The 26,309-nt window shown below is 61.4% G+C and carries 24 protein-coding genes and 1 pseudogene; 17 read left to right on the forward strand and 8 right to left on the reverse strand.

Translation table 11 applies throughout. From position 1 onward, the window contains the following. Nucleotides 1–156 precede the first annotated feature (156 nt). The 7 genes from RGV33_RS17815 to RGV33_RS17845 all read left to right on the forward strand — a co-directional run bounded on the left by RGV33_RS17815 (nucleotide 157) and on the right by RGV33_RS17845 (nucleotide 10,073). The gene (locus tag RGV33_RS17815; RefSeq protein ID WP_003215314.1) at nucleotides 157–1,083 is read left to right on the forward strand and encodes a carbohydrate ABC transporter permease; all 927 of its coding nucleotides are present in this window, start codon (nucleotides 157–159) and stop codon (nucleotides 1,081–1,083) included. Nucleotides 1,084–1,093: 10 nt separating this feature from the next. Then, complete coding sequence (locus RGV33_RS17820) at nucleotides 1,094–1,924, forward strand: carbohydrate ABC transporter permease (protein WP_322145401.1); 831 nt, start codon at nucleotides 1,094–1,096, stop codon at nucleotides 1,922–1,924. 144 nt (nucleotides 1,925–2,068) lie between these two features. Next, entirely contained in the window at nucleotides 2,069–3,172 is a 1,104-nt protein-coding gene (locus RGV33_RS17825) for a sn-glycerol-3-phosphate ABC transporter ATP-binding protein UgpC (RefSeq protein WP_322145402.1), read from the forward strand. 18 nt (nucleotides 3,173–3,190) lie between these two features. Beyond that, nucleotides 3,191–4,672: a mannitol dehydrogenase family protein gene (locus RGV33_RS17830; RefSeq protein WP_322145403.1), complete on the forward strand. Its 1,482-nt coding sequence runs from the start codon at nucleotides 3,191–3,193 to the stop codon at nucleotides 4,670–4,672. A gap of 146 nt (nucleotides 4,673–4,818) precedes the next feature. Further along, complete coding sequence (xylB, locus tag RGV33_RS17835) at nucleotides 4,819–6,300, forward strand: xylulokinase (protein ID WP_322145404.1); 1,482 nt, start codon at nucleotides 4,819–4,821, stop codon at nucleotides 6,298–6,300. Between the two features lie 12 nt (nucleotides 6,301–6,312). Next, nucleotides 6,313–7,251 (forward strand): carbohydrate kinase, encoded by a 939-nt coding sequence (locus tag RGV33_RS17840; protein WP_322145405.1) that lies wholly within the window; start codon nucleotides 6,313–6,315, stop codon nucleotides 7,249–7,251. Between the two features lie 155 nt (nucleotides 7,252–7,406). Then, on the forward strand, nucleotides 7,407–10,073 hold the full coding sequence (locus RGV33_RS17845) for an autotransporter outer membrane beta-barrel domain-containing protein (protein WP_322145406.1): 2,667 nt from the start codon (nucleotides 7,407–7,409) through the stop codon (nucleotides 10,071–10,073). A 2-nt stretch (nucleotides 10,074–10,075) separates the two neighbouring features. Here the strand turns inward: RGV33_RS17845 and aqpZ are convergent, their stop codons facing one another. Next, on the reverse strand, nucleotides 10,076–10,768 hold the full coding sequence (gene aqpZ / locus RGV33_RS17850; RefSeq protein WP_322145407.1) for an aquaporin Z: 693 nt from the start codon (nucleotides 10,766–10,768) through the stop codon (nucleotides 10,076–10,078). A 278-nt stretch (nucleotides 10,769–11,046) separates the two neighbouring features. Here aqpZ and RGV33_RS17855 point away from each other — a divergent pair, with 278 nt between their 5' ends. After that, entirely contained in the window at nucleotides 11,047–11,307 is a 261-nt protein-coding gene (locus tag RGV33_RS17855) for a DUF2790 domain-containing protein (protein ID WP_322145408.1), read from the forward strand. Between the two features lie 157 nt (nucleotides 11,308–11,464). After that, a complete protein-coding gene (locus tag RGV33_RS17860) occupies nucleotides 11,465–11,863 on the forward strand; it encodes a hypothetical protein (protein ID WP_322145409.1) in 399 nt (132 codons plus the stop codon). Here the strand turns inward: RGV33_RS17860 and RGV33_RS17865 are convergent. After that, entirely contained in the window at nucleotides 11,860–12,135 is a 276-nt protein-coding gene (locus RGV33_RS17865; RefSeq protein WP_322145410.1) for a DUF1652 domain-containing protein, read from the reverse strand. The two genes, RGV33_RS17860 and RGV33_RS17865, sit on opposite strands and share 4 nt — an antisense overlap. 503 nt (nucleotides 12,136–12,638) lie before the next feature. Next, nucleotides 12,639–13,658 (reverse strand): threonine ammonia-lyase, biosynthetic, encoded by a 1,020-nt coding sequence (ilvA, locus tag RGV33_RS17870; RefSeq protein WP_322145411.1) that lies wholly within the window; start codon nucleotides 13,656–13,658, stop codon nucleotides 12,639–12,641. Nucleotides 13,659–13,917: 259 nt separating this feature from the next. Here ilvA and RGV33_RS17875 point away from each other — a divergent pair, with 259 nt between their 5' ends. Then, the gene (locus RGV33_RS17875; protein ID WP_017475587.1) at nucleotides 13,918–14,121 is read left to right on the forward strand and encodes a ParD-like family protein; all 204 of its coding nucleotides are present in this window, start codon (nucleotides 13,918–13,920) and stop codon (nucleotides 14,119–14,121) included. Beyond that, the gene (map, locus tag RGV33_RS17880) at nucleotides 14,118–14,879 is read left to right on the forward strand and encodes a type I methionyl aminopeptidase (RefSeq protein WP_322145412.1); all 762 of its coding nucleotides are present in this window, start codon (nucleotides 14,118–14,120) and stop codon (nucleotides 14,877–14,879) included. The genes RGV33_RS17875 and map overlap by 4 nt, the downstream gene beginning before the upstream one ends. Before the next feature lie 151 nt (nucleotides 14,880–15,030). Here the strand turns inward: map and RGV33_RS17885 are convergent, their stop codons facing one another. Further along, entirely contained in the window at nucleotides 15,031–15,972 is a 942-nt protein-coding gene (locus RGV33_RS17885; protein ID WP_322145413.1) for a magnesium transporter CorA family protein, read from the reverse strand. 6 nt (nucleotides 15,973–15,978) lie between these two features. Beyond that, nucleotides 15,979–17,565, reverse strand: coding sequence for a RimK family protein (locus RGV33_RS17890; protein WP_322145414.1), 1,587 nt, complete (start codon nucleotides 17,563–17,565; stop codon nucleotides 15,979–15,981). Between the two features lie 94 nt (nucleotides 17,566–17,659). Here RGV33_RS17890 and RGV33_RS17895 point away from each other — a divergent pair, with 94 nt between their 5' ends. After that, nucleotides 17,660–18,760, forward strand: a complete 1,101-nt coding sequence (locus tag RGV33_RS17895) for a GNAT family N-acetyltransferase/peptidase C39 family protein (protein WP_322145415.1) — start codon at nucleotides 17,660–17,662, stop codon at nucleotides 18,758–18,760. Here RGV33_RS17895 and sfnG read toward each other — a convergent pair. Next, nucleotides 18,744–19,835, reverse strand: coding sequence for a dimethylsulfone monooxygenase SfnG (gene sfnG / locus RGV33_RS17900; protein WP_322145416.1), 1,092 nt, complete (start codon nucleotides 19,833–19,835; stop codon nucleotides 18,744–18,746). The two genes, RGV33_RS17895 and sfnG, sit on opposite strands and share 17 nt — an antisense overlap. 262 nt (nucleotides 19,836–20,097) lie before the next feature. On the opposite strand from sfnG, the gene RGV33_RS17905 reads away from it, so the two are divergent. After that, nucleotides 20,098–21,333, forward strand: a complete 1,236-nt coding sequence (locus tag RGV33_RS17905; protein WP_322145417.1) for an acyl-CoA dehydrogenase family protein — start codon at nucleotides 20,098–20,100, stop codon at nucleotides 21,331–21,333. Here RGV33_RS17905 and RGV33_RS17910 read toward each other — a convergent pair. After that, nucleotides 21,330–22,115, reverse strand: coding sequence for a sulfite exporter TauE/SafE family protein (locus RGV33_RS17910; RefSeq protein ID WP_322145418.1), 786 nt, complete (start codon nucleotides 22,113–22,115; stop codon nucleotides 21,330–21,332). The genes RGV33_RS17905 and RGV33_RS17910 overlap by 4 nt on opposite strands. Before the next feature lie 82 nt (nucleotides 22,116–22,197). Then, nucleotides 22,198–22,977 carry a class I SAM-dependent methyltransferase gene (locus RGV33_RS17915; RefSeq protein ID WP_322145419.1) on the reverse strand — a complete coding sequence of 260 codons (780 nt, stop codon included), beginning with the start codon at nucleotides 22,975–22,977 and terminating at the stop codon, nucleotides 22,198–22,200. A 137-nt stretch (nucleotides 22,978–23,114) separates the two neighbouring features. Here RGV33_RS17915 and RGV33_RS17920 point away from each other — a divergent pair, with 137 nt between their 5' ends. From RGV33_RS17920 to RGV33_RS17935, 4 genes and pseudogenes are all read left to right on the forward strand, one after another. Then, nucleotides 23,115–23,636, forward strand: a complete 522-nt coding sequence (locus tag RGV33_RS17920; protein ID WP_322145420.1) for a DUF3455 domain-containing protein — start codon at nucleotides 23,115–23,117, stop codon at nucleotides 23,634–23,636. A gap of 71 nt (nucleotides 23,637–23,707) precedes the next feature. Continuing rightward, a pseudogene (locus RGV33_RS17925) lies at nucleotides 23,708–24,234 on the forward strand (sigma-70 family RNA polymerase sigma factor). Beyond that, entirely contained in the window at nucleotides 24,231–24,914 is a 684-nt protein-coding gene (locus tag RGV33_RS17930; protein ID WP_322145421.1) for an anti-sigma factor domain-containing protein, read from the forward strand. Before RGV33_RS17925 ends, RGV33_RS17930 begins: the two are co-directional and overlap by 4 nt. Before the next feature lie 113 nt (nucleotides 24,915–25,027). Then, a complete protein-coding gene (locus RGV33_RS17935; RefSeq protein ID WP_322145422.1) occupies nucleotides 25,028–26,281 on the forward strand; it encodes a chloride channel protein in 1,254 nt (417 codons plus the stop codon). The last annotated feature ends 28 nt before the right edge of the window (nucleotides 26,282–26,309 follow it).

Here is a 26,309-nt window from a genome sequence, read left to right on the forward strand (position 1 = left end):
TGGTGGGAGCTGGCTTGCCTGCGATGCAGACACCTCGGTCTGTCAGTTAAACCGGGGGGATGCCATCGCAGGCAAGCCAGCTCCCACACAAGCCAGCTCCCACATTGACCGCGCTTCGACTCTCGCTCTGCATGTACCTGAATGGTCCTGATCACCATGAATACCACCACTGCCCAAGTGCAAACCGCTACGCCGGACAAGCCGCGTAAAAGCCGCTTGATCAACCCCGGCTGGTTCCTCGTCAGCCCCTCGGTGGCCTTGTTGCTGCTGTGGATGATCGTGCCGCTGGGCATGACGCTGTACTTCTCGCTGATTCGCTACAACTTGCTCTACCCCGGCGAAAACCAATTCGTGGGCCTGGAGAACTTCACCTACTTCATCACCGACTCGGGCTTCCTGCCCGGCGCCACCAACACCCTGTTGCTGGTGGGCAGCGTATTGCTGATCAGCGTGGTGTTTGGCGTACTGATCAGCGCGCTGCTGGAGGCCAGCGAGTTCTTCGGTCGCGGCCTGGTGCGGGTATTGCTGATTTCACCGTTCTTCATCATGCCCACCGTCGGTGCGCTGATCTGGAAGAACCTGATTTTCCATCCGGTGTCGGGGATTCTCGCCTACGTGTGGAAGCTGTTCGGCGCCCAGCCCGTGGACTGGCTGGCCCACTACCCGTTGCTGTCGATCATCATCATTGTGTCCTGGCAGTGGCTGCCCTTCGCGATCCTGCTGCTGATGACCGCCATGCAGTCCCTCGACCAGGAGCAAAAGGAAGCCGCACGCCTGGACGGTGCCGGCGCCATCGCGATCTTCTGGCACCTGACCCTGCCGCACCTGGCGCGCCCGATTGCCGTGGTGGTGATGATCGAAACGATCTTCCTGCTCTCGGTGTTCGCCGAAATCTTCACCACCACCAACGGTGGCCCCGGCTACGCGTCGACCAACCTCGCCTACCTGATCTACAACCAGGCGCTGGTGCAGTTCGATGTGGGCATGGCCTCGGCCGGCGGCTTGATTGCCGTGGTCATCGCCAATATCGCGGCGATCATCCTGGTGCGGATGATCGGCAAAAACCTGACTGACAAGCCTTGAGGGCCGCGCCATGACGCTTCAACAATCCCGCCGCCTGCAAAGCGTGTTGCTCGGTGCCCTGGCCTGGGCCATCGCGATCCTGATCTTTTTCCCGATCTTCTGGATGGTGCTGACCAGCTTCAAGACCGAAATCGACGCGTTCGCCACCCCGCCGCAGTTCATCTTCACGCCGACGCTGGAGAACTACCTGCACATCAACGAGCGCAGCAACTACTTCAGCTACGCCTGGAACTCAGTGCTGATTTCGTTCAGCGCCACTGCCTTGTGCCTGCTGATCTCGGTACCGGCCGCCTACTCCATGGCCTTCTACGAGACCAAGCGCACCAAGGGCACGCTGCTGTGGATGCTCTCCACCAAGATGCTGCCGCCGGTGGGCGTGCTGATGCCGATCTACCTGCTGGCCAAGACCTTTGGCCTGCTGGACACGCGCATTGCGCTGATCATCATCTACACCCTGATCAACCTGCCGATCGTGGTCTGGATGGTTTACACCTACTTCAAGGACATCCCCAAAGACATCCTCGAAGCCGCTCGCCTGGACGGCGCCACCTTGTGGCAGGAAATGGTCCGTGTGCTGCTGCCGATCGCCAAGGGTGGCCTGGCTTCCACGGTGTTGCTGTCGCTGATCCTGTGCTGGAACGAAGCGTTCTGGTCGCTGAACCTGACCTCGTCCAACGCCGCGCCGCTGACCGCGTTGATCGCCTCCTACTCCAGCCCCGAAGGTTTGTTCTGGGCCAAATTGTCTGCCGTGTCGACCCTGGCCTGTGCACCGATCCTGATCTTTGGCTGGATCAGCCAGAAACAGCTGGTCCGCGGCTTGTCCTTCGGCGCCGTGAAATAACCGCCAAACCACACCTCTGCAGGAGCCGGCTTGCCGGCGATGGCGGCCTCAAGGTCGCCGCAAGGCTCAAGGCCTCATCACCGGCAAGCCGGCTCCTACATAACCTGTTTGGCTCTAGCGAATAACAACAAGCGGAGGCCCATCATGGCCAACCTGAAAATCAAGAATCTGCAAAAAGGCTTCGAAGGTTTCTCCATCATCAAGGGCATCGACCTTGAAGTGAACGACAAGGAATTCGTGGTGTTCGTCGGCCCGTCAGGCTGCGGCAAGTCCACCCTGCTGCGCTTGATTGCGGGCCTGGAAGAAGTCAGCGAAGGCACCATCGAACTGGATGGCCGCGACATCACCGAAGTGACCCCGGCCAAGCGTGACCTGGCGATGGTGTTCCAGACCTACGCCCTGTACCCGCACATGAGCGTGCGCAAGAACATGTCGTTTGCCCTGGACCTGGCCGGCGTCGACAAGAAGATTGTCGAGAGCAAGGTCAACGAAGCGGCGCGTATCCTGGAGTTGGGCCCGTTGCTTGAGCGCAAACCCAAGCAGCTGTCTGGCGGCCAGCGTCAGCGTGTGGCGATCGGCCGCGCGATTGTGCGTAACCCAAAGATCTTCCTGTTCGACGAACCACTGTCCAACCTCGACGCCGCCCTGCGCGTGCAGATGCGCCTGGAACTGTCGCGCCTGCATAAAGAACTGCAAGCCACCATGATCTACGTAACCCACGACCAGGTCGAAGCCATGACCCTGGCCGACAAAGTGGTGGTGCTCAACAGTGGCCGCGTGGAACAGGTGGGCTCGCCGCTGGAGCTGTACCACCAGCCGGCCAACCTGTTTGTCGCGGGCTTTTTGGGTACGCCGAAAATGGGCTTCCTCAAAGGCAAGGTCACCCGCGTGGATGCGCAGGGCTGCGAACTTGAACTGGACGCCGGCGGCCGTATCAGCCTGCCCTTGAGCAGCGCGACCTTGAGCGTTGGCAGCGCGGTGACCCTGGGCATTCGCCCGGAGCACCTGGAAATCGCTTCCCCCGGCCAGGCCACCCTGACCGTTACCGCCGACGTCGGCGAGCGCCTGGGCAGCGACACGTTCTGCCACGTCATCACCGCCAGCAAAGAGCCGTTGACCCTGCGTATCCGTGGCGACATGGCCAGCCAGTATGGCGAGACCCTGCAGCTGCACCTGGACCCGACCCAATGCCATCTGTTCGACGCTGACGGCGTGGCCGTGGCCCGCCCACTGCGCGCCGCCGCCTGATTTCGCGAGAATTTCCCGATGAAACTGAACAAGCAAAACCTCACGCAACTGGCGCCAGAAGTGCAACTGCCAGCCTATGCGATTGCCAACACCAGCCAGGGCATCGCGCACATCGGCGTCGGCGGGTTCCACCGCGCCCACCAGGCGTACTACACCGATGCCTTGATGAACACCGGCGCGGGCCTGGACTGGAGCATCTGCGGTGTCGGCCTGCGCGCTGAAGACCGCAAGGCCCGGGACGACCTGGCCAGCCAGGACTACCTGTTTACCCTGTATGAGCTGGGCGACACCGACGACACCGAAGTGCGCGTCATCGGCTCCATCAGCGACATGCTGCTGGCCGAAGACGGCGCCCAGGCACTGATCGACAAGCTGGCCAGCCCAGAGATTCGCATCGTCTCGCTGACTATCACCGAAGGCGGCTACTGCATCGACGACAGCAACGGCGAGTTCATGGCCAACCTGGCGCAGATCCAGCATGACCTGGCCAACCCGGGCTCACCGAAAACCGTGTTCGGGTTTATCTGCGCAGCGTTAACCCAGCGCCGGGCAGCCGGGGTGGCGGCATTTACCGTGATGTCCTGCGATAACCTGCCCCACAACGGCGCCGTGACCCGCAAGGCGTTGCTGGCCTTTGCCGCGTTGCATGACCCTGACCTGCATGCGTGGATCAAGGCCAATGTGAGCTTCCCGAACGCCATGGTCGACCGGATCACACCGATGACCAGCACCGCGCACCGCCTGCAGTTGCACGACGATCACGGCATCGATGACGCCTGGCCGGTGGTCTGCGAACCGTTTGTGCAGTGGGTTTTGGAAGACAAGTTCGTCAACGGCCGCCCGGCATGGGAGACGGTGGGCGTGCAGTTCACCGATGACGTGACGCCCTATGAAGAGATGAAAATCGGCCTGCTCAACGGCAGCCACCTGGCGCTGACGTACCTGGGCTTCCTGAAGGGCTATCGCTTCGTCCACGAGACCATGAACGACCCCTTGTTCGTCGCGTACATGCGCGCCTACATGGACCTGGACGTCACGCCTAACCTGGCGCCAGTGCCGGGTATCGACCTGACCGAGTACAAGCAGACCCTGGTGGACCGCTTCTCCAACCAGGCGATTGCCGACCAGTTGGAGCGTGTGTGTTCCGATGGCTCATCGAAATTTCCCAAGTTCACCGTACCGACCATTAACCGCCTGATTGCCGACGGGCGCGAGACCGAGCGCGCTGCACTGGTCGTCGCGGCATGGGCGCTGTACTTGAAAGGCGTGGACGAGAATGGTGTGATCTACCGCATTCCGGATCCCCGCGCCGAGTTTTGCCAGGAGTTGGTGACCGAGGACACATTGATCAGCAAACGACTGCTGGGCGTAGAGGAGATTTTTGGTACGGCTATTCCCAATTCACCCGCGTTTGTGGCAGCGTTTGAGCGGTGTTTCGAGAGCCTGCAGGATGTGGGTGTGAGTAAAACGCTGGAGCGGCTGCTCGCCAATATCAACTGACGGAACCGAATCAAACTGTGGGAGCTGGCTTGCCTGCGATAGCGGTGTATCAGTCACAGCATTACGGACTGAACAGGCGCCATCGCAGGCAAGCCAGCGCCCACATTGATCGCATTCCACATCCCTAATGTGTTGAGCGACCTACCATGACCCAGCAAAACCTTTACCTCGGCATCGACTGCGGCACCCAGGGCACCAAGGCCATCGTGCTCGACGCCAGCAGTGGCAAAGTCCTGGGCCTGGGCGCTGCCAGCCACACGCTGATCAGCGGCGCCAACGGCCGCCGCGAACAGCACACCCAGGAATGGCTGGACGCCTTTACCGAAGCCACCCACCGCGCCTTGCAACAGGCCGGCGTGGACGGCCAGGATATCCTCGCCATCGGCGTCTCCGGCCAGCAACACGGCCTGGTGCTGCTCGATGACCAAGGCCAGGTGCTGCGCCCCGCCAAGCTGTGGTGCGACACCGAAACCGCCCCGCAAAACGCTCGACTGCTGCAATACCTGGGCGGCGAAAGCGGTTCCCTGGAACGCCTCGGCGTGGCCATCGCCCCGGGTTACACCGTGTCCAAGCTGCTGTGGACCCGCGAACAACACCCACAGGTTTTCGCGCGCATTGCACATATCCTGCTGCCCCACGACTACCTCAACTACTGGCTTACCGGCCGCGCCTGCGCGGAATACGGCGACGCCTCGGGCACCGGTTATTTCAACGTTCGCACCCGCGAATGGGACCTGGCACTGCTGCGCCACATCGACCCCGAAGGACGCCTGGAAGCCGCACTGCCGGAGTTGATCGAGGCCAACCAGCCCGTGGGTACGATCCTGCCCGCCATCGCCGAACGTTTGGGTATCAACCCGAATGCGCGGGTGTCCAGCGGCGGCGGCGACAACATGATGGGCGCCATCGGCACCGGCAATATCGCCCCCGGCGTGATCACCATGAGCCTCGGCTCATCGGGTACCGTGTATGCCTTCGCCGAGCAGGCCAACGTGAGCCCGCAGGCGTCGGTCGCAACCTTCTGCTCGTCCAGCGGCGGCTGGCTGCCATTGATCTGCACCATGAACCTGACCAACGCCACCGGGGTCATCCGCGAGCTGTTCGGCCTGGACCTGGATGCCTTCAACGCGCTGGTGGCCGAGGCCCCGATTGGCGCCGACGGCGTCTGCATGCTGCCGTTCCTCAACGGCGAACGGGTGCCCGCCCTGCCCCACGCCACTGGCAGCTTGCACGGCTTGACCATGACCAACCTGACCCGCGCCAACCTGTGCCGCGCCGTGGTCGAAGGCACCACCTTCGGCTTGCGCTACGGCCTGGACCTGTTGCGCCAGACCGGCCTGCAAAGCCAGAGTATCCGGCTGATTGGCGGCGGCTCGAAAAGCCCGGTGTGGCGGCAGATGGTCGCCGATATCATGAACACCGAAGTGGTCTGTACCGAACAAAGCGAAGCCGCCGCCCTGGGCGCGGCGATCCAGGCGGCGTGGTGCCAGTCCGGTGAAAGCCTGGCGCAGCTGTGCCAGCGCTGCGTCAGCGTCGACCCGGCCAGCCGCACGGTGCCCGACGCCGGCAGCGTCAGCGCTTACCAACACGCTTATGAGCGTTATCAACAGCACGTGGCATCCCTATAAGAGCGAACGAATATGTATTTGGTATGTGGCGAAGCGCTGTTTGATTTTTTCAGCGAGGACGATGCCAGCGGCAAGGCGTCCAGGGTCAATTACAAGGCGATTGCCGGCGGCTCGCCGTTCAACGTCGCGGTAGGCTTGCGTCGCCTGGGAATCGATGCGGGCTTTTTTGCCGGCATCTCCGACGACTATCTGGGCCGGCGCCTGTTGCAGGTGCTTAAGGATGAAGGCGTGCGCGAGGATTTCCTGCTGGAGTTCGCCGCACCGACCACCCTGGCAATGGTTGCCGTGGGCGCCAACGGCTCACCGCAATACAGCTTTCGCGGTGAGGGCTGCGCCGACCGCCAGTTACAGCTTGAACACTTGCCGGTGTTGGGCGACGACGTGCGTGGCATACACATCGGATCATTCTCGCTGGTGGTACAGCCGATTGCCGACACCTTGCTGGCCTTGGTCCGCCGGGAAAGCGGCAAGCGCCTGGTCAGCCTCGACCCCAACGTGCGCCTCAACCCGCAGCCGGATATCGACCTGTGGCGTACGCGGGTGGCCGAATTGGTCAGGCATGCCGACCTGATCAAGGTCAGCGACGAAGACCTGCACCTGCTGTACCCCGGCCAAGCACCCGAAAGTATCCTGCAAGAGTGGTTGCAGCACCGTTGCCAACTGGTGTTCCTGACCCGTGGGGGCGACGGCGCGACGGTGTTCAGTCGCCAGCATGGCAGTTGGTCGGCGCCCGCGGTCAAAGTCCTCATGGCCGATACCGTGGGGGCAGGCGATACCTTCCAGGCCGCGTTGATTGCCTGGCTTACCGAGCAACAACTGGACTCGGTACAGGGCCTGCAACAGCTGACCCGCGAGCAGATCCAAGACATGCTTGCCTTCGCCATTCGTGCAGCAGCGCTCACCTGCGGCAAGACCGGTCCGGACCTGCCCTATCGTCATCAGCTGGACTGACGAGGACCATATACAAACCAATATGCCACTATGTAAGCCACGCATCACGTGGCTTACAGCCCGGGTGTCACCTGTCCGAAAAACCTGCGGTGTATAAAAAACTGTACTAGACACAAGTTACGTGCAGTTTTTTATAATAAAAGCAGGACAGAACCATGGGCAATAAACGGACTTTTCGAACCCCCGCCGTTTTAGCTGTCGGCATTATCTCTCTACACTCCCTCGCCCCTCAGTATGCCCAGGCGGCTTGCGTGCTCACCCCGGGCCCGGGCAACGATGCCTATACCTGTGACAGTGGCAACAGTCCTACCGGCCTTACTGACCTTGCCGGCAATAACACCCTGACCCTGCCCACAGGCGGCACCGGCACCATCAGCGGCAACATTATCTTCGGCGCCGGCACCGACTTCGTCGACATGAACTCCGGGCGCATCGTGGGGAGTATTACCCAGGGCGACGGTGCCGACCGCTTCCAGATCAGCGCGGGCACCGTGACCGGTGCCGTTTCCCAGGGCAACGGCATCGATGATTTCGTAATGAGCGGTGGGCAGATCCAATCCTTGGCTCAGGGCGACGGCCGCGATACGTTCCTGATGACCGGCGGCACCATCGTCGGCGCTTTCGAAGATGGCGACGTAGCCAGGCAAACCGCTGGCACTATCGGCCGGGTCGACATGAAGCTGGACAACAATATCTATGACATGTCCGGCGGCGCGATCCTGGGCAACCTCGTGACGGGTTTCGGGACCGATACCATCATCGTCTCCGGCGGCAGCATCGGCGGCAATATCAGCACCAGCGGTGGCAACGACAGCATTACCATCAGTGGCGGCGTGATCAATGGCGAGATCCGCGCCAGTGTCGGCAATGACACACTCAACTGGCTCAATGGCGGCCAGATCAAGTCCGCGGTGCTGATGGGCGATGGCGACGACACTGCCCTGCTCACCGGCCTTAACGAAACCCTGCTCGCCACCACGCCCTCGATCGACGGTGGCCTGGGCAACGACCAACTGACGTTTGACAACACCACGTCCAGCACCGCCGCGCGCTATATCGGGTGGGAGACGGTCAACCTCAACAACAACTCACGCTTGGACCTGGCCGGCGACTTTTTCCTCGGCGACAGTGCCAGCAACACCGGCACCTTCAACATCGATGGCAGCAGCACCCTGAGCGTGACTCAAGGCAGTATCCGCCCCTATACCGCAGGCTCCCTGGCCACCCTCAACAACGCCGGCACCATCGACATGACCACCCGCAGCAACAGCGCCACCGATACGTTGACCGTGTATGGCAACTACGTCGGCAACAATGGCCAGTTGTGGCTGCAATCGGTACTCGGTGATGACAGCTCTGCCAGCGACAAGCTGGTGGTGTCGGACGGGACCATCAGCGGGCATACCCAATTGGCCGTGACCAACCTCGGCGGCGCGGGCGGCTTTACGCAAAACAACGGGATCGAGGTGGTGCAGGCGCTCAACGGGGCCGTCAGCAGCACGGACGCCTTTGCCCTGAAAGGCCCGGTGTCTGCAGGGGCTTACGAATACCTGCTGTTCAAGGGCGGTGTGACGGCGGGCACGGAAAACAACTGGTACCTGCGCTCGTCAGTGGTCGCTGTGCAACCGCCGGCGGTGCCACCAACGCCACCAACACCGCCGGTGATCGTGCCGGTGCCTCCGATCCCGCCGGTGCCGCCCGTGGTGGCACCGGATGAGCCACCTGTGGAACCACCCACCTCGCAACCCGTCGCGCCGGTCGAGCCCCCTGCTCCACCGCCCAGCCAGGTCGCGGCGGCCAATTCGCCGGAATCGGCGGCGAGCAACCCGGTACTGCCCACAGCCGTCGCCGGGGCGGAGCCGATTGCGTTGTATCGCCTGGAGGTGCCGGTGTACTCGGTCGTCGTACCGGCGGCGCAGTTGATGACGCTGCAGGCGCTGGGCACCTTCCATGACCGCCAGGGCGAACAAAGCCTGCTCAGTGAAACCGGGCCGGTACCGGCGGGCTGGGGCCGCGCCTATGGCAGTGACTTCAACAAAAGCTGGTCGGGCACGGTATCTCCGAGCTTCGACGGCTCCATCAAGGGCTATCAAGTCGGCCATGACCTCTACGCCTCAGAAACCAACGGCGGGCAGATCCAGCGGTTCGGCCTGTTCGTCGGCCAGAGCCGTTTGCAAGGGGACATCAAGGGGTTTGCCGAAGGCTTCCAAAACCGGCGCTCCGGGCGCGTCAAGCTGGACGGTGACAACTTCGGCGCCTACTGGACCCTCACCGACCCCAAAGGCTGGTACGTGGACCTGGTGGCCATGGGTACACGCTTGGACGGTGATAGCAAATCCGAGCGTGGCGTGAAGATCGACAACAAGGGCCACGCCCTGGCCCTGTCGGCAGAGGCCGGCTACCCGATCACCGTTTCCGAACACTGGGTGGTGGAGCCGCAGGTGCAGGTGATCAACCAGCAGATAGACATGGACAACCAGCACGACGGCATCTCGAAGGTCTCATTCGACTCCCAGGACTACTGGACCGGCCGCCTGGGCGCACGCCTGAAGGGGCGTTACCTGATGCAGAACACTCCCATCGAACCGTATGTACGGGCCAATGCGTGGCGCACCTTCGGTGGCAGCGACACGGTGACCTACGATGACGTGGACCGGATCAAGACCGACCACAAGTCATCCACCGCCGACCTCGGCGTGGGCGTTGTCGCCAGGCTGTCGTCCACCATCAGCGTTTCCCTGGCGGCGGACTACAGCACCCAGCTGGACAGCAATGCCCAGGAGGGTTTCGGCGCTAACGTAGGGGTACGCGTGAGCTGGTAGGCTCACCCCTCCTTGGGGCAGGTGACTGAACGGGCGACGATGGCACCCACCACCGCGCCCACTATCGGCGCTACCCAGAACATCCACAGTTGCATCACGTATTCACCCCCGGCGAACAACGCCGGCCCGGTGCTGCGAGCCGGGTTGACGGAAGTATTGGTGACGGGAATGGATACCAGGTGAATAAGGGTCAGCGCCAGGCCAATCGCAATGGGCGCAAAGCCCGCCGCCGAGCCGGGGCCTGTGACACGCATGATGATGAACACAAAAAAGAACGTCGCGACGGCTTCAACCACCAATGCCGCCAGCAGGCTGTACTGCCCCGGGCTCAGTTGGCCATAGCCATTGGCGGCAAAAGCACCCATTTCAAAGCCTGGTCGGCCGCTGGCAATCAGCGCCAGCACGGCGGCGGCCACAATCGCACCGGCGACCTGGGCAATGATGTAAGGCACCACGTCAACGCCTGCCACCCGACGGCCAACCCACAGGCCAATGGTCACCGCCGGGTTGAAGTGCGCGCCGGAAATACCGCCCACCGCGTAGGCCATGGTCAGCACCGTCAGGCCAAAGGCCAGGGCCACACCGGCAAAGCCAATGCCCAATTCCGGAAACGCTGCCGCCAGTATCGCGCTGCCACAGCCGCCGAAGGTCAACCAGAACGTTCCAAGAAACTCTGCTGCGATTTTCTTTTGCAAACTCGACTCCGCCTTTTACACACGCCATCCGATTGATGGACCCGCGGGCGACGGTAGCAAGCAGGCCCACCCGCCCCGTATCGGACTTTTCCGGATTGTGTGCGACCTTGGCGGATACGCTGAAGATGAAGCTTTTGTCAGTAAAGCCTCACTTAATCGATGGTTAATCCCCCGGGACGAGAGTTGAATCGACCGCACTCGCACGGCTTTGGCCGTTGCCCAGGGCGGCCGCGGCTTATCACTCTGATGAGCCTGCGAACGACTTGCGGAGAAACACCATGAAACTGCGTACGCTAATGCTCGGCGGTGCCCTCGCACTGACGGCTGTAACGGGAATGGCGCAGGCTGATACCGCGCCCGTCGTCACGCCCTACCACTACGGCGAGAAGATGGATGTGCAGAGGGTACTTGCCATGCACGAGACCGATACCAATGTCTGCAAGGTGATCAATGCCGATATCAAGTTCGTGGACAGTGCCGGTAAAGTCCAGGACGTGGGCTATCGCAAGCTGTCGGAAGCCTGCGATTGGCAGAATTGAGCCACGGTACTTTATTTGTAGAAGCGAGCTGGCTCGCGAAGGTCGTTAACGATGACATTGGCCGTCTGATTCAGTGCGACGTTCTCGGGTTATTCGCAAGCAAGCTCGCTCCTGCAACGGTATCCTTGGGCGCTCATTACGGCTGAAAGGATTCGCCATGCAGTTGCACTTCCGTCCCCTTGCTACCCTCACTGCCCTGCTGTGCTTCGCCCTAGCGCTGATCTGGGGTTTGCGTCCCGACCTGCTGCTTTGGGTGTGGAGCGTCGAATACTCCAGCGCCACCGGCCTGGTCGCCCGCCGTAACGCCGCGCTGTTCCTGGCCATCGGTATCATGTTTTATCGCGCCCGCCATTCTCCCCCTGACGCAACACGACACGCCATGACAACCGGCTTCGTCATCGGCTGTTTTGTACTGGCTATGTCGGGGATCTGCGAATGGATCAGCGGCCACGCGGGCCCGGGGATTTTGTTGGCGATTATCACGGAAACGGCGTTGGGCCTGGCGTTTATCCAGGCCCGTAGGTCTTCACAGGCTGAAGTTCAGCCGTGCCCTTAGTAGAACGGACGCGCCCCGGCTCGCTTGAGCGCCGGGGCGGGGGTGTGAGTGTGCTTGAGGTCTTCGCGCAACTCGGTAATCAAGTTGCAGATCGCCCGACTGCTGTCGAGCTTGTTGGCGCAAATGCCGGTAACCACCAGGTCCACCCGGTCATGATCGATCTCGTGATAGACCTTGACCGTCAGCGAGGCGTCAGGCGCCTTGGTGACTTCACAACGTTTAGGCAGGAAACTTCCTTCAATAATGCCGCGTAGTTCCAGATCCGAAAGCATGGCCGACCTCTCCTTTTAATGAGATTGCCAATTGATTGTTATAAACGTTCGTACAGCGTGCGAGCGCGATGACACGTTCGCTGTTGGCGCCTTGCCTACCCTGGGAGACGCCTACAATGACCAAGCCTACCCGGCCCGATCCGGATGCGTTGGAACCTTTCCTCATAAGCGGCTGCGTTACTTATATAAGTTACGTGGCGGACTGCCACTAACCCACGCATTTGCAGCGCTGGCGGGGCTGTCTCCGGTCCCGGCGTGGTTGTAACAAGATCTTTATAAGCACTAAACATGCCGTGCGCGATACTGCCGCTTCGCATATAAAAATCAACGACTTGTAATAAGTAACGCGCTGCAGGGTCGTGCATTCTGCAAGGCGCCATCAATGGCCTCATGCAATTTGAAAGGTACTGGCGCCAGCGTTGTTTGAAGCGAGTTACCGCACGCCAACAGCCTCTATCCAAATGAGTGGGTCGCACTCGGTTAAACTTTTTTAGATTAAACGTTTAACCTGCCTGGGCGGCCACTCGCTCGGCAACATGGCGCAAACTATCGAAGTTGATATTCGCTCCCGAGTTGATCGCTACCCATGTTTCCCCCTGGATACCCGTCGTGGCGACATGCTTGTGCATGCCGGCCACTGCCAGGGCACCTGAAGGCTCGGTGATCGATCGCGTGTCGTCGTAGATCAGCTTTATTGCGCTGCACAACGCGTCATTGCTGACAGTAATCACCTCGTCCACATGGTGCCGGCAGATCTCAAAGCCATGGGCGCCGATCTGCGCGACGGCCGTGCCATCGGCAAAACCGTCGACACTCGGCAGCACCACCCGACTGCCCGCGCGCAACGCTGCCAACAGGCAACTGGAGCCTTCGGGCTCGACGCCGATGATGCGTACTTCAGGGCGCAGGTATTTGACATAGGCCGCGATACCGGCGATCAAACCGCCGCCGCCCACCGGCACAAAAATCGCGTCCAACGGGCCCTGCTGCTGGCGCAGTACTTCCATTCCCACGGTGCCTTGACCTGCAATCACGTCCGGGTCGTCGAAGGGCGAAACAAAGGTACTGCCCGTGGCCTCGGCCAACTGCAGCGCGTGGGCCAGCGCAAAGGGGAAGCTGGCCCCGTGCAACACTGCCTCGCCGCCGCGGGAGCGCACGCCCAGCACTTTCAGCTCGGGAGTGCTGCACGGCATGACGATGGTTGCCTTGATCCCCAGTTCCCGTGCGGCCAGCGCGACGCCTTGGGCATGGTTGCCCGCCGACGCGGTGATCACGCCGCGGGCCTTTTGCACGTCAGTGAGCTGCACCAGCTTGTTGTAAGCGCCACGAATCTTGAAGGAAAAAGTCGGCTGCAGGTCTTCACGCTTGAGCAGGATTTGATTGCCCAGCAAGGCCGAAAGGGCCGGTGCCGCCTGCAATGGCGTACGCACCGCCAGGTCATACACGGGTGCTGCCAGGATCTTCTTTACGTAGTGCTCAAGCAATCCCGAGTCTGGGGTCTGACTCGCCGGGCGGGTACTCATGGGTGTCTCCTGGGTGTTTACAGGGCCCTGGAGACGGAAAAACAAAACCCGCCTCTAGGGCGGGTTTGGGTGCAGCCGAGCGCTATCCCGCCAAATGAGGAATGGCGGTAATAATGCTTGGCTGGCAACGAAACGTTTGAAATGTCATGAATCAAAATTAACCGGCGCTGGCAGGCAAAGTCAATGGCGAAACGCCAGGCTTTACGCGGAGCATACGAAACGTATACGCTTTGTATATCAACCCGGCACAGTGAACATCATGGGCATCGTCAAGATCACCGACCAACTGCACGAACAACTCCGTCTGGCCAGCGCCACCATGGACCGTTCCATCAACGCCCAGGCCGAGTTCTGGATCAAGATCGGCCTGCTGGCCGAACTTAATCCGCACCTGGCCTACAACGACTTGATCAACAAATTGCTACTAGACAAACCCGACCTGATCCGGGGGCGCGCTCAATGATCAAGACTGCCGAGCAACTTGCTGTGATGCGCGAATCGGGCCGCCTGCTGGCTCAGGTGTTTACCATGCTCGACGGCTTCGTGACCGCCGGCCAGTCGACCCTGGAGATCGACAGCGCCGTAGAAGCCTACATTCGCAATAACCTGCAATCGCGGCCCGCAAGCCTGGGCCAGTACGACTACCCCTTTTGCATCAACACCTCGATCAACGAGGTGGTGTGCCACGGCATGCCCAACGCCAACGCGGTACTCAAGGACGGCGACATCGTCAACATCGACATCACCCTGGAAAAAGGCGGCTTTATTGCCGACTCCAGCAAGATGTACATGATCGGCAACGTCGCGCCCAAGGCCCGGCGCCTGGTGGAAATGACCTTTGAAGCGATGTGGGCCGGGATCCACCAGGTCAAGCCCGGTGCACGCCTGGGAGACATTGGCTACGCCATCCAGAGCCACGCCCAGAACAACGGCTACAGCGTAGTGCGCGAATATTGCGGGCACGGTATAGGCCGCGAGATGCACGAAGACCCGCAGATCCTGCACTTCGGCCGCCCCGGCACCGGCCTGGAACTGCGCGAAGGCATGGTGTTCACCATCGAGCCGATGCTCAACCAGGGCAGCGCCAAAGTGCGCAGCTTGAAGGACGGCTGGACGGTGGTGACCCGCGATAACAGCTTGTCGGCGCAGTGGGAACATACCGTGGCGGTGACGCGGGACGGGTTTGAGGTGTTGACGTTGCAAAACAGCACCGGCGAATGACCTGTAGCGAGGGAGCTTGCTGTGGCGAGGGAGCTTGCTCCCGCTGGAGTGCGCAGCGCTCCTGTTCTTTTGGGGGCGGCTGCGCAGCCCAGCGGGAGCAAGCTCCCTCGCCACAGCAGCTCCTTTGCCACAAATAACTTCCCGAATATAGTCACACCGCCTTGTCGCCATTCCCCGCAACCCGCTTCAACCCCAACACCATCAACCCCGCCCCCAACCCCATCGCAGCCATAAACAACGGATACGAAACCCACCACGGCGTGCCTGCCGTCATCATGCTGAACTCCGACATCCCGCCCACACTCGCAATCAGGTTCAACGGCAAGAACACCACGTTGATCAACGTCAGCTTGCGCAGCAGGTTGTTCATGCTGTTGTTCATCAGGTTGCCCCGCGCATCGATCAGCCCGGAGAACACGTTGGAGTAAATCTCCGCCTGCTTGTAGCACTGGTTGTTCTCGATGATCAGGTCATCGATCAGCCCCAGTATTTGCGCGCTGAAATGCTCCTTTTCCGCATGGTTTCGCAGGCGCGCCAGCACTGCGCCGTTGCTGTGCAGGGCGTTGATGTAATAGATCAGGCTTTCGCTGAGGTTGAACATCTGCATCAGGTGGCGGTTGCTCATCGATGCGTTGAACTGCTGCTGCAACTCCCGGGCGACCATCTTGATCACCTTGAGGTGGCCCAGGTAGTGGTGGATGTTGTTGAGCAGCAGGTCCAGCAACACATCCAATGGCGTGTGTAACGGCCGCCGTGCCCCCAGCCCGGAAAGCTGACTGTCGTCGGTGGCGATCACCAGCAGTTGGTCGCCGGAAAACAGCAAGCCGCAGGACGCCACTTCAAACACCAGGTTGCCGCCGCCGGAATAGTTCTCCGGGCGCTTCCAGATCAGGAACAGGTTATCGGGGTGAAACTCGATGCGCGATACTTCGTCCGGGTCCAGTGCCGAGGCCAGGGCATGTTCATCGAGCTTGTAGCAGTCGCGCAGGTACTTGCGCTCATGGGGGTCGGGGTTGCTGAACAGCAGCACATTCGCGTCGTCCCCCAGGCTGTTGTACAACTTGCCATCGGCTAATTCAAAGCGCTGGATCATCGCGCGTCACCACGCCTGGCCTTGACGCTTCAGCTCCAGGCGTCGCACGAACTCCTCCAGTACCAGGGAATACAAATCGTCTTGCAGGTAGGCGTCTTCGATGCCGGCGTCCATGTTGGGGTTGTCGTTGACCTCGATCACCACCACCTTGTCGCCGGATTGCTTGAGGTCTACGCCGTACAGGCCGTCGCCGATCAGGTTGGCGGTTTTTACCGCCAGTTCCACCACGGCCCTGGGGGCTTCGTGGACCGCCAACGTGCGGCATTCGCCGTTGATGTCCTGGCCGATGGCCTTGTGATTGTAGATCTGCCAATGGCCCTTGGACATGAAGTACTGGCAGGCAAAGATCGGTTTGCGGTTGAGCACGCCAATGCGCCAGTCGTACTCGGTGTAGAAAAATTCCTGGGCCAGCAACAACACAGAATGCTCGAACAACTCGGCGGTGGCGGTCAGCAGCGCTTGCTGGCTTTCCACCTTGATCACACCCCGGGAGAAACACCCGTCGGGGATCTTCAGTACCAGCGGGAAGCCGAGGCGCTCGCCCACCCGTTCAAAGTCCTCGGGTCGCTCCTTGTAAAGGATTTCGGTGGCGGGCATGCCCAGTTGGTGGCTTTTGAGCAGGTCAGTGAGGTAGACCTTGTTGGTGCAGCGCAGGATCGACGCGGGGTCGTCCATCACCACCAGCCCTTCGCTCTCAGCCTTTTTGGCGAAGCGGTAGGTGTGGTTGTCGACGCTGGTGGTCTCGCGAATCAGCAAGGCGTCGTATTCGGCCAGGCGGGCGTAGTCCTTGCGTTCGATCAGCTCCACATCAATGCCCAGGCCCTTGCCGACGCGTACGAAGTTTTCCAGGGCACGGGCGTTGGACGGCGGCAATTGTTCCTGCGGGTCGTGCAGGATCGCCAGGTCATAGCGGGCCAGACGGCGGGAGCGCGGTTGGCGCCAGATCTTGCGGCTGAAGTTATCCAGCGCATTGGCAAACTGATCTTCCTGGTCATCGCGCAACTTGTGCAGTACGCCGGACTTTATGCCTTCGATGTGCCAGCCGTTGTTCTTGCGAAACTCAACTAGCAATATCGGACAGGGAAATGCTTCAAACAACTGGCGGGCCAAATCCTGCAACGGCTCAATATTGGTTCGGCCAAAATAAAGTGTCAGGGTAAAGCCTTCAGTGTTGCTGTAGAGGTGATGACTCAAGGCTTTATCGAGGGTTTTATCCAGGTCGTCCAGGGCCAGCCCATACAGGGATTTTTTTGTCAGCTCGCTGATGGTGCGCACCGACGGAATCACCTTGTGGCCCCTTGCCTCGGCCAGCAGCGAGCAGTAGTAGCCGTGGCCCAGGTACTTGTAGCTGCGGCACAGGTTGATCACCTGCACGCGCTTGCCGGTCTCGTTTTCCCTGGTTTGCTCAAGGTATTCCTGGGCGGTGACGATGTCTTCGCTGGGGAAGTAAGACGCCCAGTCTTCCTTGCGTTCGACAATGATCACGACTTGGCTTGCACTCTTGGGAGGGCTGGAAAAATAACCGCTGGAAGTTATTGTCGCCGCCACTGTTTGCTCGGATACTTCACGCCAATGACCTTGTACCGCTGACATAGTGATTGATCCGCTTTAGAGAACTAGACCTTTTCTATTAAGCACGATCTTTTAGAGAAGTCCCGTTTCGTTACGTAACTTTTACGGCGGTCACATGGCTCTTTCCTTTCGCGTTGCAACACCCGAAGACGTGCCCCAATTGGTGGCGCTGGAACAGCACTGTTTCACCACGGACCGGCTCTCCACCCGCAGCTTCCAGTGGATGGTCAGCCGCGCCCACGGGCAACTGCTGGTAGCAGAAAAGGACGACGATTTGCTCGGCTACGCCCTGGTGCTGTTCCACCGTGGCACCTCCTTGGCGCGCCTGTATTCCATCGCCATCGCCGAGTCGTCCCGGGGCCTGGGACTGGGCAAGCAACTGCTGACGCGCATCGAAGCCTGCGCCGTCGATCATGACTGCGCGTACCTGCGCCTGGAAGTACGCACCGACAACCCCGGCGCCATTGCCCTGTACGAGCGCAACGGCTACCGGCGCTTTGCCCTGGTCAACGACTACTACGAAGACCACGCCGCCGCCCTGCGCCTGGAGAAACGTATCCTTCAGCACCAGGACGCACGCGCCCTGAGCGTGCCCTATTACCAGCAGACCACCGACTTCACCTGCGGCGCCGCCAGCCTGCTGATGGCCATGGGCGCCCTGGAACCTGCGCGGGTGGCCCAACGCCGGGAAGAACTGCAGATATGGCGCGAGGCAACCACCGTGTTCATGACCGCCGGCCATGGCGGTTGCAGCCCCCAAGGCCTGGCCCTGGCCGCCTGGCGTCGGGGCTTTCGGGTGCGCATGCAGGTCAATGTGCGCGGGCCGTTATTTCTCGACGGGGTACGGGACGCGCATAAAAAAGACGTCATGCGTTTGGTGCATGACGCCTTCGAGGAAGAACTGGCATTGAGTGACGTTGAGCAAGTGCTCGGCGGCCCGCTGGATTTACCCCAGGTGCTGCGCGACGGCGGGCAGCCGCTGGTGTTGATCAGCAGCTACCGGCTCACCCGCTCCAAGTCACCCCATTGGGTGATCGTCACCGACTGCGACGAAGACTTCGTGTACCTGCACGACCCGGACGTCGACCACAGCCAGCATCGCCAACCCATGGACTGCCAGCATCTGCCGGTCAGCCACGGGGAGTTCGAGCGCATGTGCCGGTTCGGCAACAACAAATTACGCGCAGCGGTAGTGGTGTTCAGGCGACTTGCTTGATCCCGGCCTTGGCCTCCAGTTCGCGCACCAGCGGCAGTACGCGTTTGCCGAAGTACTCGACCTCTTCCTGGAAGTGCAGGAAGCCGGCCAGCACCAGGTCCACGCCTACGGCCTTCAACGCGACAATGCGTTCGGCGATCTGTTGCGGGGTGCCGATCAGGTTGGTCTTGAAGCCGTCGTTGTACTGCACCAGATCCTCAAAGGTCGACTTGGCCCAATTGCCCTCACCTTCCGGTGAAGCCTTGCCCGCCTGTTTCGCCGCATCGCCAAACGCGTTGACGGCTTCGGGGTCGGCTTGCTCGATGATTTGCGCGAGCACGGCGCGAGCCTCTTCCTCGGTGTCGCGGGCAATCACAAACGCGTTCACTCCAACTTTCACCGAGTGGTTGTTGGCCGCCGCCTTGGCGCGAATGTCGTCGACCTGGGCCTTGATGCCTTCCGGCGTATTGCCGTTGGTGAAGTACCAGTCCGACACCCGCGCGGCCATGTCCCGCGCTGCCCGCGAACTGCCGCCCTGGAAGATTTCCGGGTGTGGCTCGCCCAGTGGCTTGGGTTTGAGGCTGTAGTTGTTGAAGCGGTAGAAATCGCCCTTGAAGGTGAAATTGTCCTGCGTCCAGATACCTTTCAAAGCGCGGATGAATTCCTCGGAGCGCCGGTAACGTTCATCGTGCTCCAGCCAGTGTTCGCCAATGGCCTGGAACTCGCCCTTGAACCAGCCGCTGACAATGTTCACCGCCACACGGCCATTGGTGAGTTGGTCGATAGTTGCCAGTTGCTTGGCCGCCAGGGCTGGCTGCCACGGGCCAGGCAGGATTGCTGCGATCACCTTGAGCGTGGTGGTGGCCGCCAGCAGCGCGTGGCTGAAGGCAACGGATTCATGCTGGTATTCGGCGCCATAACCGGCGGTGAACCGAATCTGCGTGAGGGCGTATTCAAAGCCGGCTTCCTCGGCCAACTGCGCCAGTTTGCGGTTGTAGTCGATACCCCAATCGGTGCGTTGTTCGATCTTGCTGACCACCAGCCCACCGCTGACATTGGGCACCCAGTAGGCAAATTTTACGGCTTGCTGACTCATCGGACTGTACCTCGCACATTGGCTTGTACACGGTGTGGAGCAGCAAGCGTGCCAGCGCTCGTGACAGGCCCGGGCGGCAAGCCCTCCAGCACTGACGCGGGCGAAAATCACCCGACGCCGAGGTGTCACCGATTGCAGCGGTTTGTCGTTTTGCTGTTGCACCAGCAACAGTTGAATTCGCGCCGCGCCCGTAAATATGCGCCTTGGCGCCCGGCATGGACTGTGCAACGGCTTCACTATTCAACTGCCCAGGAGCCGTCCCATGACCGAACACCACGTGATCAATCCACTGTCCATCGGCGTGGACTATCCCGCCCTGGCCGAACGCTTCCGCCCGATCTTCCAACGCATCGCCGAGGGTGCCGTGGAGCGTGAGCAAACCCGCGCCCTGCCCTACGAGCCCATCCAGTGGCTCAAGCAAGCCGGCTTCGGCGCCGTGCGTGTGCCGGTGGAGTACGGCGGCGGTGGCGCCTCCCTGCCGCAGTTGTTTGAATTGCTGATTGAGCTGGCCGAAGCCGATTCCAATGTACCGCAGGCCCTGCGCGGGCATTTTGCATTTGCCGAAGACCGCCTGAATGCCGCGCCCGGCGTGGCGCGGGACATCTGGTTCAAGCGCTTTGTCGACGGCGACATCGTCGGCTGCGCCTGGACCGAAATCGGCGGCGTGGCCATCGGCGACGTCGGCACCCAAGTCAGCCCCGATGGCGACAAATGGAAGCTCAACGGTGAAAAGTTCTACAGCACCGGCAGCCTGTTTTCCGACTGGATTGACGTGTACGCCCAACGCAGCGATACCGGCGCCGATGTGATTGCCGCCACCCGCACCCGCCAGCCTGGCGTGGTGCAAAGCGATGACTGGGACGGCTTTGGCCAGCGCACCACCGGCAGCGGCACCTCGCGCTTTACCGATGCCGTGGTGGAGGCAGAAAACGTCATCGACTTCGCTACCCGTTTCAAGTACCAGACCGCGTTTTACCAGTTGGTGCTACTCGCCACCCTGGCCGGTATTGGCCGCGCAGCCCTCAACGATGTGTCGCATCAGGTGCGCAGCCGAAAGCGGATCTACAGCCACGGCAACGCCGCCCATGTGAGCCAGGATTCACAGATTCAGCAGGTGGTGGGCGAAGTGGCGGCGCTGGTGTATGCCGCCCAAGCCAGTGCCTTGAAGGCCACCCACCCGGCGCAACGAGCTTACATAGCGCGATTCGGCGGGGATGATGCCGTGGAGCGAGAGGCCAATGTCGCCGCTGAGATCGAATCCGCCACGGCGCAGGTGGTGGTCTCGGAACTGATCCAGCGCGCCACCACCGAACTGTTCAACGCACTTGGCGCGTCAGATGTGCGCCAGGGCAAATCCCTCGACCGGCACTGGCGCAACGCACGGACGGTGTCGTCCCACAACCCGGTGATCTACAAGGCGCGGATTGTCGGCGACTGGGTAATCAACGCCAGCGAGCCGCCGTTCGTGTGGCAGATCGGCAATGGCCCGGCGCGTTAAAACGCCAGCTTGAAGCCGATCATCACCAGCATGAACGCCAGGCACGGGCGCAAGATCCCGTCCGGGACCTTGCCGGCCATATGGCTGCCGACATAAATCCCCGGCAGCGAGCCCAGCAACAGGAAGCCCAGCAGGTGCCAGTCCATGTTGCCCATGCTCGCGTGGCCGAGGCCCGCGACCAGGGTCAGCGGCACGGCGTGGGCGATCTCGGTGCCCACCAGGCGCTTGGTGGCCAGGAACGGGTACAGGATAAACAGCGCCACGGTGCCCAGCGCGCCCGCGCCAATGGAGGTCAGGGCAACCATGGTGCCGAGGACCGCACCGGTGATGATGGTCAACGCATTGAGGTTGCGCGGCGCCATCTTGTAGTCATCGCCGGCATGCCGCTGGGCGAACGCCAACAGTTTGTTCTTGAACAGGATCGCGGTGGCCGTCAGCAGCAACACCACGCCGAGGGACTGCTTGATGACCGCGTTCAAGGCGGCGGGATCGGTGTTCAGGCTCTTGAGGAACCACAAGGTCAGCAACACTGCAGGCACGCTGCCCAGGGTCAACCAGCCGGTGATGGTCCAGTCGATGTTGCGGTTCTTGCTGTGAACCAATACCCCACCAGACTTGGTGATGGCGGCGTACAACAGGTCGGTGCCCACGGCAGTGGCCGGGTTGATGCCGAACCAGAGCAGGATCGGCGTCATCAACGAGCCCCCGCCTACACCGGTCATTCCCACGATGAATCCAACAATCAGGCCAGCAATCGAGAAACCAAAATTACCCACATCCATTACAACTACCTGCGGCCTTATAAAATTCTGGCCGCAGCATAGCGATTTTTCTTATAACGACTTATATCAAAAAGATCTGACTTTATGCCTTTCTTGTCAGTCGCTGACTGCAATAGGCCTGGGTCTGGTACGGGAACGCGACCGTTTCACGACCGCGCAAGTCCGGATGGGTATTGATCAGCGCATGTAGCTGCTCGGTGACCCGCGCCTTTTGCGCCTCTGGTAACGCCGCGATAAAGCTCACGGAGAGGAAGCGATCCATGATCACCTCCTGGGGGCTGCCCACATGGCTGTAGGGAAAGCAGGTCATTTCGGGGGCGGAAAAATACTCGCCGGTAAATGCCTCGCGCCAACGCCCGGTGTGAAAACGCGGCGTGTCGCCCTCGTAGGGCGTGATGATTTCGGTGATCGCCGCGACCCAGTCCACTGATTCGTCCCGCACATTCCAGATCAACCCCAGGCGGCCGTCCGGCTTGAGCACCCGGTGAATTTCCGCCAGGGCCGCTTCCGTGGAGAACCAGTGAAACGCCTGGGCACACACCAACGCATCGGCGGTCGCCGCATCAAGCGGGATGGCTTCTGCGGTGCCCGACAGCAGGCGCACATCCGGCAGCAGTTTTTTCAACTGAGCGCCCATCGCCTCCACCGGCTCAACCGCGATCAACCTCGGCGCCACGGTGTTGAGCAAACGGGTGAACTTGCCAGTGCCGGCGCCCAGGTCGATGACTGTGGAGTGGGGAGTGATCTGCAGGGCGTCGGTCAGCCAGCCCGTGAGTTGTCGTGGGTAATCCGGCCGACCTTGAGCGTACGTGACGGCTTGAGTAGAGAAACCCTGTTGAGCAGACGTGTGAACACCGGTCATTGCCAATCTCTCCTCTGGGAGTGCGGGGGCCCACAGTGTGCGCCCTTGCCGATTTATTTTCTAATCGCTGCATCCGTTTGCACGTGTCGTGGGTAGTACCGGTAGCAGCACCTCGCTGCCCTAATGGAGAGACATCGATGAACGTCAAAGCCTTGTTCTGCGTGACCTGCCTGTTCGTTGCTGCACCCACCGCCTTTGCCCAGACCGGCTTGCCCGACAGCATCAAGGTGCCGGACGGCCACAAGGTGGCGATGGAAACCACCGGGGTCGGCGAAATCACCTACGAATGCCGGGACAAGGCCAACGCCGTCGGCCAGACCGAATGGTTTTTCGTCGGGCCCAAGGCCGTGCTCAATGACCGCGCCGGCCAGCAGGTCGGCACTTACTTCGGCCCGCCTGCCACCTGGCAGGCCAAGGACGGTTCGAAAGTCACAGGCACCCAGTTGGCGGTTGCGCCGTCCAGCGCCGGCAACTTGCCCTATCAACTGGTCAAGGCCAACCCTGCCGAAGGCAAGGGCGCGATGACTAACGTCGCGTACATTCAACGGGTGGCCCTCAAGGGCGGCGTGGCGCCGAGTGCCGAATGCACGGCGGCCAACAAGGGCAAGCAGGAAGTGGTGAAGTACCAGGCCGACTACATCTTCTGGGCGGCCAATTAACCAAACTCGTCTACGCTGCTGCCAAAGCGCCCCGGGCTCACCGCCGGGGCCTCCACCAGGGAACCCTGTCTTTGCCTGAAGCCGATTTTGACTATGAAGCCTGCCTGCTGGCTTGCGCCCGTGGCGAACAACCGGCCCTGCATCGCCTGTATCAACAGGAAAGCAGCCGGCTGCTGGGGTTGCCTTGCGCATCGTGCGTGACAAGGCGGTAGCCGAAGACATCGTGCATGACGCCTTTATCAAGATCTGGAATGGCGCCGCCAGCTTTGCCCCCCACAAAGGCTCGGCCCGCGGCTGGGTGTACAGCGTTACCCGGCACCTGGCGCTCAATGCCATGCGCAGCAAAGGCCGCGAAGTGCCCCTCGGCGAAGAGCATGAAACCACCGAACACACCGACACTTTCGACTACCAGGCGCGCTCGGGACGCCTCTACAACTGCCTCGAACAACTCGACCCGGCCCGGCGCAACTGCATCCTGCATGCGTATGTAGACGGTTATTCCCACACTGAAATCGCGCACAAACTCGGCGCCCCGCTGGGCACCGTGAAAGCGTGGATCAAACGCAGCCTCGCGGCATTGCGTGAGTGCATGGCATGAACAGCATCGACGAACTGGCCAGCGAATACGTGCTCGGCACCTTGCCCGCCGAGCAACGCGCCGAAGTGCAACAACGCCTGGCAACCGACCCCGAATTACGTGCGGCGGTGGACGCCTGGGAACAGCGCCTGCTGCCATTGACAGAACAGGCTGCGCCCGCGACGCCTTCGGTTTATTTATGGCGACGCATCGAGGGCAGCCTGGGGCATTCAGCTAGCCAGGACCCACCCGTCTCGTGGTGGAACAGACTGGCATTGTGGCGCGGGCTGGCTGGCGCCGGCATCGCGGCAAGCCTGGTCCTGGCATCGCTGTTGCTGACCCGTACGGCTAGCGTGACCCCGACCGCTTATGTGGTGGTGTTGGTCGCCCCGCAAAACCAGGCGCCGGGCTGGGTGATTCAGGCGAGTAATGATCAGAAAATCCAGCTGATTCCACTGGGCGTCATGGAAGTACCGGCCGACAAGACCTTGCAGTTCTGGACCAAGGGCGAAGACTGGCAAGGCCCGGTGTCGCTGGGTTTGGTCAAGCCCGGGCAGACGTTATCAGTGCCCCTGGACAAACTCCCGCCGCTGGCGCCGAACCAGCTGTTTGAGCTGACCCTGGAAAACCCGGGCGGCTCGAAAACCGGCAAGCCGACAGGTCCGATTCAGGCAATTGGCCGGGCCGTTAAAGTAATCTGAACGTAATGCAATGTTGTGCAACGCCGGTTCGCGCACTTGCATTACATCTCGGGGCTATGGCGTCAGCATTGCGCTATAGAATCGGCCTCGAAACCCGGCTCCCTGGACCCTCCATGCCCTCAAAAACCCGTTCGCTGCTGATTCTCGCCCTCGTCGTCATCTTTACCGGCATCGGCGCCGGCCTGGGTGGCATGCTCCTGGCGTTGCTGCTGCACGGCATCCAGCACCTGGCGTACGGCTACAGCCTCGACAGCCTGATCAGCCATGAAACCTTTTTGCTCGGTGTCACCGCTGCCTCACCCGAACGCCGGGTGCTGGTGCTGATGAGCTGCGGCCTCATCGCAGGCATCGGTTGGTGGCTGATCTATCGCTATGGCCGCCCGTTGGTAAGCATCAAGCAAGCCGTCTCGGCCGACGCGCCGATCATGCCGCCCAAGACCACCCTCGCCCACGCCGTGCTGCAAATCATCACCGTGGCCCTCGGGTCGCCACTGGGCCGTGAGGTGGCGCCACGGGAAGTCGGCGCGCTGGCCGCCACCTGGTTGTCACAACGGGCCCGCCTGGCACCCGACATGCACCGGCTGATCGTCGCCTGCGGTGCGGGCGCCGGGTTGGCGGCGGTGTACAACGTGCCGCTGGGCGGCGCGGTGTTTGTGCTTGAGGTGTTGGTGGGCGTGTTCAGCTGGCCGGCGGCGGTGATTGCGCTGGCCACCTCGGCCATCGGCGCATCGGTGGCCTGGATTGGCCTGGGGGCCAAGTCGCAATACGTAGTGCCGCACTTTGTACTCAGCCCCGGCCTGATCGCCTGGGCGCTGATCTGCGGCCCGGTGTTTGGCCTGGCCGCCTATGGGTTCACGCGCCTGACCGGCGCAGCCCGCAGCCATGCCGCCCGTGGTTGGCGGCTGCCGGTATTGTCGTTGATCAACTTCACGATCATCGGTGGCCTGGCGATTTTCCTGCCGCAGATCCTCGGCAACGGCAAAGGCCCAGCGCAGTTGGGCTTCGACAATGAGCTGACCATCGCCCTCGCCGCTGTGCTGTTGGTGGTCAAGGTACTGATCACCGCCAGCAGCCTGCGCGCCGGTGCCGAAGGCGGCCTGTTGACCCCGGCGCTGGCCAACGGCGCATTGCTGGCGATCATCCTCGGCGGCGCCTGGAGCCTGCTGTGGCCCGGCGTGCCGCTGGGCGCGTTTGCGATCATTGGCGCGGCGGCGTTCCTGGCGTCGAGCATGAGCATGCCGCTGACGGCGATTGTGCTGGTGGCGGAATTCACCCGCATCGATCACGACTTCCTGGTGCCGATCATTCTCGCGGTAGCGGGCTCGATGTGCATGAGCAAGCTGTGCGTGTTGTGGGAAAAGCGCTGAAGAGGCTGGATTAAAAACCTGACACGCG

It is taken from the genome of Pseudomonas sp. Bout1 (assembly GCF_034314165.1).
Taxonomy (GTDB): domain Bacteria; phylum Pseudomonadota; class Gammaproteobacteria; order Pseudomonadales; family Pseudomonadaceae; genus Aquipseudomonas.